Source organism: Sphingobacterium gobiense (assembly GCF_002980575.1).
Lineage (GTDB): Bacteria > Bacteroidota > Bacteroidia > Sphingobacteriales > Sphingobacteriaceae > Sphingobacterium > Sphingobacterium gobiense.
Window position 1 is genome coordinate 493163 of record NZ_PVBS01000002.1, and the last position, 14965, is coordinate 508127.

At 43.4% G+C, this 14965-nt stretch carries 11 protein-coding genes; 8 read left to right on the forward strand and 3 right to left on the reverse strand.

From position 1 onward, the window contains the following. The first annotated feature begins 137 nt into the window (after positions 1-137). A complete protein-coding gene (locus tag C5749_RS11155; RefSeq protein WP_245893728.1) occupies positions 138-3410 on the forward strand; it encodes a SusC/RagA family TonB-linked outer membrane protein in 3273 nt (1090 codons plus the stop codon). 11 nt (positions 3411-3421) lie between these two features. Further along, complete coding sequence (locus C5749_RS11160) at positions 3422-4873, forward strand: SusD/RagB family nutrient-binding outer membrane lipoprotein (protein ID WP_105726053.1); 1452 nt, start codon at positions 3422-3424, stop codon at positions 4871-4873. A 69-nt stretch (positions 4874-4942) separates the two neighbouring features. On the opposite strand, the gene C5749_RS11165 is transcribed toward C5749_RS11160, so the two are convergent. From C5749_RS11165 to C5749_RS11175, 3 genes are all read right to left on the reverse strand, one after another. Continuing rightward, positions 4943-6805: a M1 family metallopeptidase gene (locus C5749_RS11165; RefSeq protein ID WP_105726055.1), complete on the reverse strand. Its 1863-nt coding sequence runs from the start codon at positions 6803-6805 to the stop codon at positions 4943-4945. Further along, positions 6805-7245, reverse strand: a complete 441-nt coding sequence (locus C5749_RS11170) for a hypothetical protein (protein ID WP_146113739.1) — start codon at positions 7243-7245, stop codon at positions 6805-6807. The genes C5749_RS11165 and C5749_RS11170 overlap by 1 nt, the downstream gene beginning before the upstream one ends. A gap of 68 nt (positions 7246-7313) precedes the next feature. Continuing rightward, positions 7314-8777, reverse strand: a complete 1464-nt coding sequence (locus C5749_RS11175) for a WG repeat-containing protein (RefSeq protein ID WP_105726058.1) — start codon at positions 8775-8777, stop codon at positions 7314-7316. A 78-nt stretch (positions 8778-8855) separates the two neighbouring features. On the opposite strand from C5749_RS11175, the gene pepT reads away from it, so the two are divergent. From pepT to C5749_RS11205, 6 genes are all read left to right on the forward strand, one after another. Continuing rightward, a complete protein-coding gene (gene pepT / locus C5749_RS11180) occupies positions 8856-10124 on the forward strand; it encodes a peptidase T (RefSeq protein ID WP_105726060.1) in 1269 nt (422 codons plus the stop codon). 61 nt (positions 10125-10185) lie between these two features. Continuing rightward, positions 10186-10749: a nitroreductase family protein gene (locus tag C5749_RS11185; protein ID WP_105727004.1), complete on the forward strand. Its 564-nt coding sequence runs from the start codon at positions 10186-10188 to the stop codon at positions 10747-10749. Between the two features lie 165 nt (positions 10750-10914). Next, a complete protein-coding gene (locus C5749_RS11190) occupies positions 10915-11391 on the forward strand; it encodes a copper resistance protein NlpE (RefSeq protein ID WP_105726062.1) in 477 nt (158 codons plus the stop codon). A gap of 84 nt (positions 11392-11475) precedes the next feature. After that, positions 11476-12669 carry an MFS transporter gene (locus C5749_RS11195; RefSeq protein ID WP_105727005.1) on the forward strand — a complete coding sequence of 398 codons (1194 nt, stop codon included), beginning with the start codon at positions 11476-11478 and terminating at the stop codon, positions 12667-12669. Between the two features lie 8 nt (positions 12670-12677). Then, positions 12678-13466 carry a hypothetical protein gene (locus C5749_RS11200; RefSeq protein ID WP_105726064.1) on the forward strand — a complete coding sequence of 263 codons (789 nt, stop codon included), beginning with the start codon at positions 12678-12680 and terminating at the stop codon, positions 13464-13466. 3 nt (positions 13467-13469) lie between these two features. Next, a complete protein-coding gene (locus C5749_RS11205) occupies positions 13470-14579 on the forward strand; it encodes a toxic anion resistance protein (RefSeq protein WP_105726066.1) in 1110 nt (369 codons plus the stop codon). Positions 14580-14965 lie beyond the last annotated feature (386 nt).

The following is a 14965-nucleotide window of genomic DNA, read 5'->3' on the forward strand; positions in this document are numbered from 1 at the left end:
CATATTGATCCGTTTAAGCTCCTATTCATATGTCGTTGTTGTATTTTTTGTTAATAATTTATTAACACACTCTTAATCTTGCGTACCTAGCTTTGCCCCCGTTGGATTACAGAATATTCTGTATACAGGTGTTTATTATGAGAGAAATGAAAACAGTTACTTCGTCGTTCTATCGCCGATCGAGCCGCACCGGCCGGGCATTTTTACTTTTGATAGGACTTGGGTTTTCGCCCGAATTAACGCATTCTTTTACCGTAACGGAAAAAGAGCATTTATGGTTGGATCAAGAAAAAATAGCGGTCTCAGGAGCTGTACTGGATGATAATACACGGTCGCCGCTGGCCGGTGTGACCGTTCTTGAGGAAGGACGGATATTGGGATCAACCGATAATCAAGGGCGCTTTAACGTACAGGTAACGCCTGGAAAAGACATTACTTTTCAGAGTGTCGGCTATCAGACATTGACTCGGGATTGGACTGAAGCGACGACAAATGCAACCGTTGCATTGCACGCGACGGATCAGCAAATTTCTGAGGTAGTCGTTACCGCCTTAGGGATCAAGCGAGAGGAGAAGTCGCTGGGTTATGCTGTGACAAAAATCAGTGGAGAGCAAATGACGGAAGCCATACCCAGCAACTGGGTAGATGCCATGAAAGGTAAGGTCGCCGGTCTGAATATCACACAAGCGAGCTCTGGGCCTCTTAATACGGCGCGTATCAACCTTCGTGGAGACCGATCTTTAGACCCGACGAAAAATGAGGCTTTAATTGTCGTTGATGGGGTACCGATGGTGAACGGTCGTTTTAGCTCTGGCGTGACGGATGCTTATGGTGCGGGGTCTACTGGACCTGATAAAGATGTTCCGGTGGATTTCGGAAATGGCTTGGGTGATATCAATCCGGATGATATTGAATCTATATCTGTATTAAAAGGGGCGGCTGCGACCGCTCTTTACGGTAGCCGGGCCGGAAATGGCGCTTTGATCATTACCACCAAGTCTGGCAAACGGAATGCGCAGGGAATCGGTGTTACGGTCAATTCAAACAGCAGTTTTCAAAATGTGCTAAAATGGCCAGATTTTCAATATGAATATGGACAGGGAAATTTAAACCGTAATGCAGAGGGAGATCAATATTACTCCTATCAACTGAGTGACGATGGCGCACATACAGGAGGAACTTCTAGTGCTTGGGGGCCGAAATTCGATGGACAGGAATACTTTCAGTACGATCCCGCGACTGAGGGGCAGGGATCCGTCCGGACGCCTTGGCGACCGTATAAAGATGGTGTCAAAGGTTTTTTCCGTACAGGCGCGACATTTATGAACAGTGTGGCTTTTGATGGTGGAAACGACAACTTCACCTCAAGGGCATCCTTAACACACACTAAGAATGAATGGATTATGCCAAACACGGGATTTGAACGTATTGTGGCTTCTTTGAATAGTTCGGCGAATTTAAGCGATAAACTGAAAATCAATTTTAAAGCGAATTATACAAATAAAAGCAGCGATAACCTCCCTGGAACGGGCTATAACAACCAGTCGATCGCTTATTTTATGATCTTTCAGAATCCGAGTATTGATTTAAACTGGTATCGCCCAATGTGGAAAGCGGGAAGAGAGAACATCGAGCAAATACATCCTTTTAGTTCGTATATCGAAAACCCCTTTGTTATTGCCCATGAAATGACGAATAGCTTAGCCAGCCATGGCCTTGACGGGATGTTGCAGGGAGCGTACACATTCAATCCGAACTGGGAGCTGATGATCCGTTCAGGTATAAATATGCGCTCTGATGCCCGGGCACAACGTCGTCCTTACGATACGGCCAACTTTCCAAAAGGATATTATAAAGAACAGGATTTATTTTACATCGAATCCAATACGGACGCATTATTAACGTACAATAATAATCTGAACGAAGATTTCAGTATCCGTGCGTCAGTAGGGGGAAATGTGATGAAGCGTAATATGAAAGAGAGTGCAGGAGTAGCCAGAGGCCTGACATCTCCCGGTATTTATAAGTTGAGTAATGCGCTGACCAATGCGATGGCTGAAAATTATTTGACGAAAAAGGAAATACAGAGCGTATTCGGATTGGTGAACTTGTCATGGCAAGATAGAATCTTTTTGGATTTGACGGCTCGTAACGATTGGTCGTCTACCTTGCCTTCGAATAATAGATCATATTTCTATCCATCGGTGAGTAGTAGTTTTGTGTTGAGCGAATTGATGCCGATGCCGGAAGCGATATCTTTTGCTAAGTTACGCTTGTCCTGGGCGCAGGTAGGAACAGATGCTGATCCGTATAAAACAATTAAATATTTTGAAACGTCTCAGTTCCCAGGCTCAGTGGGTGCACCATCGGAACTGCATAATGCGGCGTTGAAACCGGAAATATCGACGTCAACAGAAGCTGGTCTAAATTTCGCATTTCTGAACAACCGTTTGACGGCAGATGTGAATTTTTACTATAACCGCTCGCGAAACCAAGTGTTACGGGTGCCGCTTGATGTGACCACAGGCTATAGCTTTGCGTGGATCAATGGCGGATTAATCCGTAACCAAGGTTGGGAGTTAAGTTTGTCTGGAACGCCTGTTAGAAACGACGACTTCCAGTGGACAACGACCGTAAACTGGTCTACAAACGACAATAGCGTTTTGGAACTTACGGAGGGCGTAGAGACACCCTACCAAATTATTTCTACTAGCGGAAATGGTGTTGCTGAGCTTAGAGCGGTGGTTGGTGGATCAACCGGCGATCTATGGGGGTATGGCCTTGTCCGTAATGAAAACGGAGATGTTCTATACGACGGAGAGACCGGCTTGGCTGTGAGACCGGCTGATAAAGTGAATATCGGCAATGTTTATGCCGACTGGCGGGGAGGGTTTTATAACGAATTTCGCTATAAGAACTTTTCGTTAAGTGCACTTCTGGATGGACAATATGGCGGTATTGTGTATTCACAATCGCATCATAAAATGACCGAACAAGGAAAGTTAGGACATACCTTAAAGGGCCGTGAGACAGGAACGATAGTAGGGGAAGGTGTGGTGGACAACGGTGACGGCACCTATAGCCCGAATACGACAGCCACGCCGATTAATACGTGGTACGGTGACTATTACCGCAGAGCCAATTTGGAGACGAATAGTTTTGATGCATCCTACCTGAAATTGCGGGAGGTCCGCTTGGAATTCGGTTTGCCAAAAGCATTAGTATCCCGCTGGAAAATGAATAGTGCATCTGTGGCCTTCTTTGGACGTGACTTGTTTATGTGGTCTGATTTTCCGATGTATGATCCGGAGACCGCAGCGTTAAACGGCGCGACCATTATGCCGGGGATCGAAATGGGACAAATGCCAAGTACAAGAACCTTTGGTATCAATCTTAGAGCTAACTTTTAAAAAGAACAAAAATGAAAATCAAACATATTAGTGCGGCGATATTGTTTACAACCGCAATTGGGCTGAGTGGGTGTACCAAACATTTTGATGAGTTAAATACAGACCCCAATAGAGTTGAAACGGCTAGTCCTGGAACGTTACTGACACCTACGATTTATGGGATGTCAACTTATTTCACGGTACGAAGCAATGGGTTTACTTGGGAAATTATGCAGACCGGATTGTCCAACCCGAGCGCAGCAAACGGGGTACACCGCTATTATTTCACAGAGACGTCCGGTGATGGCACTTGGAATACCTGTTACCGCTATTTACGCAATGTACGAGAGATGGAAGCGGCGGCAATCGCTTCCAATAGTCCGGTATACGCCGCGGTGGCAACGACGCTGAAAGCATATATTGTTGGGATCTTAACGGACAGCTTTGGTGATGTGCCTTTTTCGGAGGCGCTGCAGGCGGAGGAGGGGGTCGGTCAGCCAAAATTTGATACGCAGGAACAGATTTACGCGGATATGATCTCGGCTTTAGAAGAAGCTAACGCGCTGTATACTGAAGATTCTAATATGGATGGTGCGGACCTGTTGTACAACAACAAAAAAGACTTATGGCGTAAGTTTAATAACTCACTATTGTTACGTTTTTATCTGCGTCAGTCCAAACGTATAAATGCTCCCGAGAAGATCAAAGCGATTTTAGATAACCCTACAGAATATCCGATTTTTACCTCGAATGACGAAGGGGCGTTTGTGGAGATCACCGGATTGGCCCCTTATGATTATGCTTGGGGAAGGAGGCAAGATTATGTAAATTTTACTGCGATGGCTGAGTTCTTCGTTAAGAACCTGAATGAATTGAATGATCCACGTCGTCCGTTTATCATGACAGAAGCGTCTGAATTGGTGGATGGGAAACTTGTTAAAATAGGTTATAAAGGTATTCCTGCCGGACACTCGGGCGACTTATCTGCCTATAAGTTTAATCCTAGCACGCCAAATGGTGATTTGATGTTCCCAGAGTCAGTGGGCACACCGATTAAGGAAATTTTGATGCCGTATTCGGAAGTGGAATTTATAAAGGCGGAGGTATATCTGGAATTAGGCATGCTGGAAGAAGCGGAGGCGGCTTATGAAGCCGGTGTAAAAGCATCTATTGAGCAGTATGGTGCTGCGGTTCCTGCCGACTATTTTGATAATGAGGCCGCTAAATTTGATGGTACACTCGAACGGATCATGTTCCAGAAGTATATCGGATTGTTTATGGTAGATTACCAGCAATGGTTCGAATATCGTCGTACAGGTTATCCGGAGTTGCCAACAACGCCATATATGTTTCATAATGGCGTGATGCCTAGTCGTTTTATGTATAAAAACGAGGTTCGTCGTTTCAATCCGGAAAATTATGCGAAAGCGGTTGAACAAATGGGAGCAGACGATTTTCACACCAAGGTGTGGTGGGAAAAATAATCCCGGTAGGATTTGCTTATAAACAAAAAGGCGTAGTGATCAGGATGGTCGCTACGCCTTTTTGTTTCCCTATTTTACCCAACTATTGTCTTCGGATTCAATATCTGCCAATCGTAACGATGGATCTAGCTGCACTTTAACCGGCCTCTTATTTGTCTGTAAGGTATAACTTGGTTTGGTCCAGAACCAGTCTTCCAATACCGTGCGTTGCACGCCATCGTAGATCGCAAAGGATTCTACGGGTTTTTCACCACGCATTTCGCGTAGGGGGATGTAGAACAGCTCGGTGCTGCCGTCTTCGTATTCTACCAGTAGGTCGATAGGCATGGCAAGGTTAGACTTGTTGACCAGTGTGATCTCGTTGTCATCTACCTTTTCGATGGCATAGTCGATGGTACGAGTAGTATTGATAAATAGGTTAAAGTACCATTTCAGATTAATACCCGATACCTCTTCGGCGACGCGTTTAAAATCATTAGCGGTCGGATGTTTAAATTTCCATAATTCATAAAACTTCAAAAACGTTTTGTCCAAGTTTTGTTGGCCGATAATATAGCCTAATTGTTGGGCAAGCACTTGCCCTTTGTTGTAGGCTGCTTGGCTGTACGCATAGTTCGTGTTGTAATAATCGGCTAACAGACTCATGGGTTCTTCCTTGCCGGATAAAGCCAGCTTGTAGTATGATCGATAAGCATTGATTACTGGATTCGTGTCTAACTGGCCTCTTTTTTCGAACAAACTTTGGAAAGCTAATTCTTCGACATAGCTTGTAAAGCCTTCGTCAAACCACTCGTCTACCGTTTCGTTGATGCCAAATAGATGTTGATACCAAGAGTGAGCTGCTTCGTGGAAAATGACCCCAACTAAACTCTTTATTTCCCGGTTGCCTGTGATTAAAGTTGCCGTGCCGTATTCCATACCGCCATCGCCACCTTGTACAATGGTATATGTTGGCCACGGATATGGTCCAAATCGTTCGGTGCAGAAATCAAAAAACTCAGCTGCCAATTCTTGTGCAATTTTCCAGTTCTCTTTCACCTGTTTGTTAGCTGGCAGATAAACGGTATATACCGTCACTCCCCCCTTACTTTTGGTCGAATCGACGACAAATTTTGGATCGGCCGCCCACGCGAAATCATGGATGTTTTCGGCTTTGAAATGCCATGTAGCTTTCCCATTAGCAGAAATTATCTTGGCTTTTTTGTCATACCCTTTTACTTCCGACGGATTTTGTAGAACGCCGGAGCTTCCCACGACATAATCTTTATGCAGGTTTAGGGTAACATCAAAATTGCCGAAAGGTGCGATAAATTCACGCGCTACATATTCATCTAAATGCCATCCAAACTCATCAAAGTGTGCCATCTTAGGATACCATTGTGTCATTGATAAAGCAACGCCCTCCTTGGAATTTCGACCGCTACGGCGTATCTGTTCAGGGATTTGTGCTTCCCAGCTCATGTCGAATGTCGCCGTTTCTCCGCTTTGGATCTCGGTCGGCAGGGTGACTTCCAGTATGGTGCCATCGACCTGGAACGAAGTTGGCTGCCCATTCATCGTGAGTGAGTGTATGTGCTGATAACCGATTTGTTCCGGTGTCAACGTGGCAATCCGACTTTGGAACTTCGGATTTGCTGCTGTGCCGATGTTGGTCGTCATCCGCGAATCAGGATCAGCGATGTTCGCTAATCGATAATCCATCATACTTCCTGGCTGGAATGCGTTGAAATATAGGTGGAAGTATACTTTTTTAAGCGCTTGATTGGAATTGTTGGTATATTTCAGTGCCATTTTTCCTTGATACTGATAGCTTGTTTCGTCGACATCAATATCCATTTTGTAATCGACCGCCTGCTGCCAGTATCCTGCCCGTTGTGCAAATAAAATACTATGGAAAAGTAGTAAAAAAGATAAAAGTAGTTTTGTTTTCATTACATATAATAATATTCGACGCCCTCTTGCTTTATCGTGTGGACGAGTGCATTAAGGTCATCGGCTTTTTCAAATAATTTATTACGCCAGTATCTTTTTGTTTTTTGGTCTTTCTTAAAAAAAAACATTACAAGATTGCCGCCGGATCGAGGTACATTGCGTAGGTACTTAATGTCTTCCAATAGAAAAGAATCCTCTTGCTGGTTCTGAAATCGTATCCTGATCTCTCCCTGTTGTATCGTCCATACTGAATTGTTTTTGCTCCATTTAGTGCTGCAGAAAATCAGTAAAGGCAGGCTAACCAACACCGTGAGAATCTTAATGATTTCGGATATAGGAAGTCGGGAAGCGATAGCAGTAACAATGCAGACCCCTGCCAAAAGGAGTAACATGTATCGTCCGCGATGTAGCGTCGCTATATGAAAAGACTTGTCGGTCATGCTTCAAAAATAAGAAAGAGCGGCCATATAGCCGCCCTTTTGGTTAAATATCACGAGTTATTTACGGATTATTCCGTTTCCTCCACCTGCACATACTCCCCTTTGGTGTTGATATACAACACGTCGTCATCATCGGTTTCGTTAATCGCCGCTATGCCATCATAAAATGGGGTAGCGTATTCATATTTAAAAGGAATGGCTATTTTTCCATCTTTGGTAATGTAGCCGTACTTATTGTCTTGAAGAGCTACTACCAAGTCACCCTCATTTGCCAGCAGTAGGTAATCGTGTCCAGCTGTGGTCTTTTGCTGCGATTGTATATCGACAACATAATAACGCTCGTTCTCGATGATGATGACGTGGCTTTCGTCGTATTCCATGATGGTTTCAAAAACTGCAGGTAAAACGATTTTGCCATCTAGATCAATTAATCCCGTTTTACCGTCTTCGGAAAATAAAGCGTAATCTTTTGAAAAGAACGAAATATGGTCATATTGAGCAGGAATAAGCGTTTCTCGGTTGTAATCCATGACCCCCGTTTTGCCATCTATAGAGAAGAATATAATCTCAAGTTCAGGATCCAGAGCTAAGTACTCCCACGTACAGGGTACAACTTCCTGTCCGTTTATATCAATAATACCATATTGGAAATCCGGATTCGTGACAATGGCGCGTGTTCCTATAAATTCATTGATGGAAGCGTATTTTGGTTCCACGATGACCTGCTGGCTGTCATCCCGGATACCGATAAGATGGCTTGTGGAATCCTGGAACGCATACAGATTATGGCCTAGTGGCATGTCAAAGAAGCTGAGGGCATAAATATTCTCTTGTAACGTATAGTCTTCGGGAATTTCGAAGAGGGATGGGTCAAAATCAATTTCATCGATGGCACTGGCTTCGATACCGATTCCGAAAGCACCAATATACAATGCTGCGCCTGGAATATTTTTGAGATAGGCATATTCTCCCCAGTATAAGGATGGGAGGCTTTCATTATACCAGATTTCCAGTCTTGTGTCTTGCGGGAGAGCGGCATTAAACTCATCTGAATCAAATTCCAAGACGGCCAGTTTACAGAGTAAGCCGGCGATGGTCTTGCTGGTGTCCGCGACGAAACGTATAGGCAAATCAGCCGTGCTCGTAACGGTGATGTCATCCTCAGTTTCATGGATATTTACTTTATCTGTCGCATCGGCGGTTTTAGTATAGGCCTGCATAGAAGGGTAGAGCATATACGAATCTTCTGTGTTGCGGTTGGTAATTTGAATCTGGTTGTTCTGCGTAATACCTTGCGTTTCCACCCGGATAAAATTTTGGTTTACCCAAGCTTGTACTTGTGGTGTGTCATCCTCACCGAATGCTGCTGCCAATGCTGATAACAAGTCAAGAGAATTGTCCTCTGTTGTGTCAGTTTGCGTAAGTGTTTCTGAAGACAGCGCGAGTTTATAGTCAATCTTAAAAAGCTTTTCCTGTGAAAAGACAGTCGAAAAAGAGAAACTCAATAGTAGAGCCAATATACTTCGATACATAGATGTTGTGTAATTAGGCTGCAAATTTGAGAAAAAACTGCAAAACTTTCTACCTTTGAATGATATTTACAAGTATGTATGATTTATTTTGACATAAATAAGGTAAGCGATTTTCAAGTGGTGGAACGTTTTATGCGCTACGTTCAGATTGATACGGAATCCGATCCCCATGCGACTTCCTTTCCTTCTACGGAAAAACAAAAGAATTTGAGTAGGCTTTTAGTGACGGAGTTGCAACAAATGGGAATAACGGATGCCCATCTTGACGAATACGGCTATGTTTATGCAACTATTCCGGCGAATACAGATCGGGAAGTCCCTGTTATATGTTTCTGCTCCCATGTGGACACTTCGCCGGATTGTTCGGGGAAAGATGTGAAACCGCTCGTACATACTAACTACCAAGGTCAGGATATGGTATTGCCGGATGATCCGTCGGTTATTATTAAATATAGCGAACATTCCGATTTGCAGCATCAATTTGGTAATGATATTATCACCGCTAGCGGTACGACGCTACTGGGAGCAGATGATAAAGCCGGTGTAGCAGAGATTATGGACGCTGCGCGTTTGCTGATGAGCCATCCGGAAATAAAACACGGCGAAATTAAAATATTGTTTACCCCGGACGAAGAAATTGGACAGGGGGTTGATCATGTCGACTTGAAGAAGCTGGGCGCGCAGTTTGGCTATACCATCGATGGAGAAAGGGCTGGCACCATTGAAGATGAGACATTTTCGGCAGATGGCGTACGAATCGTTATTCAAGGCATTTCTGTACATCCGGGCTTCGCCAAAGGAAAAATGGTTAGTGCGCTGAAGTTGGCAGCAGAGATTATCGCCGATTTGCCGAAGGACGAGTTATCGCCGGAAACAACCGCTGGAAAGGAGGGCTTTATTCATCCAACAGAGATAAGTGGAGGCGCAGACAAGGCCGAAATCAATTTTATTATCAGAGATCATAATGCAGCGAAACTGAAGGAATACGAAGCTATTTTACAACGTATCGTAGAGAACGTGGTGGCACGCTATCCGGGTTCGACCTACGCGTTCGATGTTAAAGAGCAATATCGCAATATGAAGGAAGTCCTCGACCAGCATCCGGAGGTCATGGAGATCGGGTTAGAAGCTATCAAACGCGTCGGACTTACGCCCGAACGGCGAAGTATACGTGGGGGCACGGATGGCTCCCGGCTTTCATTTATGGGACTACCTTGTCCGAATGTATTTGCAGGTGGGCATGCCTTCCACGGTAAAATGGAGTGGGTGAGCAAGCAGGATATGGAAAAGGCGGTATTGACCATTTTACATATTGCTAGCGTATGGGAAGAAAGAAGCGGAAAATGAGTGATGAATTATAAGTGATAAGTTAGATAGTGAATAACAAGTAATGATTAACGAAAAAAATATGAGCAACGAAGTACTAGGAGCTATTCATAGCAGAAGAACAGTAAACCAGAATAGTTTTACCGACGAAGATATTTCCAACGAGGATATCCTGACTATTTTGGAAGCAGCGAATGCTGCGCCCACCCACAAGCGTACGCAACCGTGGCGTTTTGTGGTATTTCAAAAGGATGGATTAAATCGTTTAGGCGCGGAGCTGAGCCGGATTTATAAAGAAATCACGCCATCCGAAAAATATACGGAACTGGCGGAACAAAATATGGCAAAGAAGGCGACGATGTCTAATGTTGCGATTGCTATTGTTGTGAATTACACGGGAGAGCTTCCCGAGTGGGAAGAACTAGCGGCTACGGCTTGTGCTGTGCAAAATATGTGGTTAGCAGCACATTCGCTCCATATTGGGGGCTATTGGGCCTCCCCGGGTCTTATTAATCACTTAGGATCGTTCTTGAACTTAGAAGACCATCAAAAATGCGTTGGACTTTTCTATATGGGCCATCACAACAGTGAACCGCGTGAGCCGGTAAGATCGCCTATAGCCGAGAAGGTACGTTGGGAAGGGTAGCATGGTTCTTTTTTTAGAAAAAAGAACCAAAAAATCGTGTTTATTTTGGTATCCATGAGCTTACTTCGTTCGGTTTTGCTTCGTTTTTTGTGTCAAGACAAAAAATGAAGAGGCTTAGGAAAGCATGGCGCAATATTTGTATTTGTCAATAAAACTAAAAAAGTTATGGAAAAATTGTTTTATGTGGCCCTTGCAGTATGTGCTTTTTCAGCTTGTACGTCGCCCAATAATTCGCAAACGAGCTCGGAAGAGCTAAAAGATTCTTTGGAAGACCAAATGGTGTCGAGGCCGCTGGAGACGCAAAATCCCGATCCGGCACATAATTCCCAAAACGCTATTGATTGGATGGGAACCTACGAAGCAACTTTACCGTGCGCAGATTGTCCGGGTATTAAAACAGTATTGGTTCTCCGTGAAGATGAAACGTTTGAAATGCGTAGTGAATATCTGGAAAGGGACGTGAAGTTTGAAGACAAAGGAACATTTGAGTGGAAAAATAATGGATCTGTCGTGCATTTGAAGGGGGAAGATACGGATATTAAGCTTAAAGTGGGCGAACATATGCTGTTTCAGTTAGATCAAGATGGTAACGAAATCACAGGTGATTTAGCGGAACATTATATATATAAAAAACAGATGTGATAAATGTCAAATTTATAAAGGAAGAGCCTGCATACATTGCGGGCTTTTCTTTTATTGGTTATGTTTGTCTCCAATCGAATGAATATGCAAACAAACGCACAGAATCCTCGACTTACGTCGGCCATATTATGGTTGATGGCCGTTTTGTCCGGTCTGGTGGTTGCCAATAACTATTACAACCAACCTCTTTTGGGTTTAATCGCGGCGGACTTCCAGGTAACTGAAAGTACGGTGAGTAAAATTGCTGTGCTGACCCAGATAGGATACGCTTTTGGATTACTGTTCATCGTGCCGTTGGGGGATAAATTATGGCGAAAGAAATTGATTCTGGTAGATTTGGCACTCGTTATTCTGGCATTGCTGTTTATGGCCTTTGCCCAACAACTAATGGGGCTTTTTATTGCTAGCTTCTTTATCGGAGTTACGTCCGTTATTCCACAGCTATTTGTGCCCATGGCTGCAGAGCTTTCCAGCCCGGAGGAAAAATCGGTCAATATTGGTATGGTCATGTCAGGATTACTAATCGGGATATTGTTGTCCCGCTTTTTCAGTGGTGTGATCGGTGAGCTATGGGGCTGGCGGACGATGTTTGAAATAGCAGCTGGTATGATGATACTGGCCTGGCTGTTGGTTTACCGCTATTTGCCGGAATTACGTCCAAATTTTAAAGGATCTTATGGCTCGTTGATGCAATCGGTATGGCAGTTGGCGAAAACCCAGCCCGTCCTGCAGCTCGCGTCATTCCGGGGTGCAATGGGTTTTGGGGCTATGTCAGCAGTTTTTACGACACTTGTTTTTCATATGGAAGGGGATCCCTTTAATGCGGGTTCATCCGTCGTAGGTGGGTTCGGTTTGATTGGTGCAGTAGGGGCGTTGGCAGCGGCTTTTGTGGGAAGGTTAGTGCAACGGTTTACCCGATACCAATTAATTTATTACGCCCTATTAATTTTATTGCTGAGCTGGGTGTTTATCTATTTTGGGGGATATACGTATTGGGGTTTAATAATAGGTATCATCTTGATTGATCTGGGGTTGCAGAGTTCGCATATCATGAATCAATCTGATTTTTTCGCTTTACCTACCAATGCTACTAATCGCTTAAATACGGTTTACATGGTCAGCTATTTTATTGGAGGATCTTTAGGGACTTATCTAGGTGCCGTAGGTTGGCAGTATGCTGGTTGGACAGGTGTCTGTTTCGTTGGTACGGTTTTCAGTGTTTCAGCATTTAGTGCACATGTTTTGTTAGGACGAGTTTTTTTAATGAAAAATAAGTAAATTGCACCATGGGATTTGCAACGAAGAAACCAAAACGCTGGGAGCTACGTCAATTGACATGGACATTTATATCCATTGCCATGTTCATTCCTTTTCCGGTGCACATCTTCCCCTTTGTGATGTTATCCCAAGCCAAAAAAAGCAAAATCCGTTCCTGGTACGCTACGGGAGTCGCGTTGTTGTTGGTTGAATTGGGTCTGTTCGCTTCGTTTGTTTATTTTTTTGGGACTCTTTCGCAGGGTATGTTGTTAACGCTTGGCGGATACGTTACTTCTTATGTTGTCGGGAATGGGCTGCTGTTAAATCGCGTGAAGCCCTATTTACAACGTTTAGAGTTGGCAGAAGTACGTCCCTTGGCATGGATTCCCACAGCTGCCTCCCGAAACAGATTACAAGAGTTGCCTCAAGCGACGTTGGACACTCCGCAACTCTTTATTGAAAGATTGTTGCATTGGCGCAAAGCAATCAACAACCGGGCAATACATCAGAATATTGACAAAATAATCCACCTTTTTCATCTCTTAGAACAACGCGATAAAATCGAAGCGGAGAAATTTCTCGTTCGGCATTCAACTGTGGTCAATGTATTGATGAAGTACGATGAAATCGAAAATTCAAGGCTTAATAACCAAGTGGCGATTGAATCTAAAAAGAAATTGGAAGAAGTTATTGCCAAGGCGGCGATAGCAATTGAGCAAGAGGTAACGAACCAATTTAAAGCGGGTATTTTGGATGTATCCGCTGAAACAGACGTATATATACAGACATTAAAAAACAGGAACCTATTAAACGATTAACTTATGGCAAATCTAGATTTGACGACATACGACGATAACGAAGAAAATAAAAAAAGCCAGGACGTATCGGTCAATTTCTCCGATGAAGAGAAGGCTGTAATAAAGCAATATAAAGATAAAATAAACCTAACCTCGACTACTGATGTGATTCAGTATGGTGTTGGGAGCCAAACGAAGGTCAGTAATTTTTCGAACGAAATATTAAAACAGGTACGCACCAAAGATATGGGCGGAGCCGAAGATATTTTGTTAAACCTACGGACGGACATAAAATCTTTTGATGAAAACCTCAATAAAAAGCCCTTAATTCCTTTTTTTGACAACCTGAAGAAAAAAGTAAAACGGATGCGCACCGAGTACCAATCGGTGGAGAAAAACATTCATCAAATCGAACTGAAACTCGAAGGACATTACAAAAACTTGGGCAAAGATGTCAATATATTCGATAAGCTTTTTGTGGAGAATCAAAACTATTTTAAAGAGCTTTCATTATATATTGCGGCGGGTGAGGAGAAGTTACAGGAAGTCCATTCGGTTACGCTTCCACAGTTGAAGGCGGAAGCGGAAGCTTCGGGTGATCAGCATAAAGTCCAAGCGTACAAAGATATGGAGCAGCACGTGGTTCGCTTTGAACGTAAAATTCACGATTTAAAACTTACACGTATGGTGGTGCTCCAAACCGCACCACAGATCAGGTTGATACAGAATAACAGTTCTGCGTTGATGGAAAAAATCCAATCTTCTCTTGTGAACACCATTCCACTGTGGAAAAACCAGATGGTACTGACATTGGGTATCGCCCATTCGCAACGTGCGCTGGAAGCCCAAAAAGCAGTTACAGACGCAACCAATGAGTTGCTCCGACGTAATTCAGAGATGCTGAAAGAATCGACCGTTAATATCGCGAAAGAGACCGAACGTGGCATTGTCGATATAGAAACCATCAAAAAAGCGAATCAGGATATTGTCTCGACTATTGATCAAGTACTCCAGATACAACGAGAAGGTAGAGAGAAACGAAAGGTCGTCGAACAAGAATTACTGCAATCCGAAAATGAACTGAAGACACATATATTGAAGTCTGCTACGGATGAGAATAGTTTATTAAATTAGTTTGTTCTTCATTTTTTGTCTTGACACAAAAAACGAAGCAAAAAAAGTCAAGACTTGCAAGGTTCCACTACCTTTACTTGTCTATTCCTAAACAAAATAAACTCGCTTCGCTCAGACAGTATTTTGTTTTTAACGGAATAGCCTACGTAAAGCTGGCCGCGGAACAATGCTATGTCGATTAAATCGCATCACCATGAAGCAATATTGATCGCTTTTGTTTACGGATTGTACAATTGTAAAACATTCGGATGGACATTTTGTGTTAATAAGGGACAATACAATTTTGTATAGTGTGTTAATTCTGTGTTTGATAATCATAACATAGAAAGGTAATACCAATGTAGACACCTTAAAGCCACGGAATGTGGGCTAAAACGACCTTATAT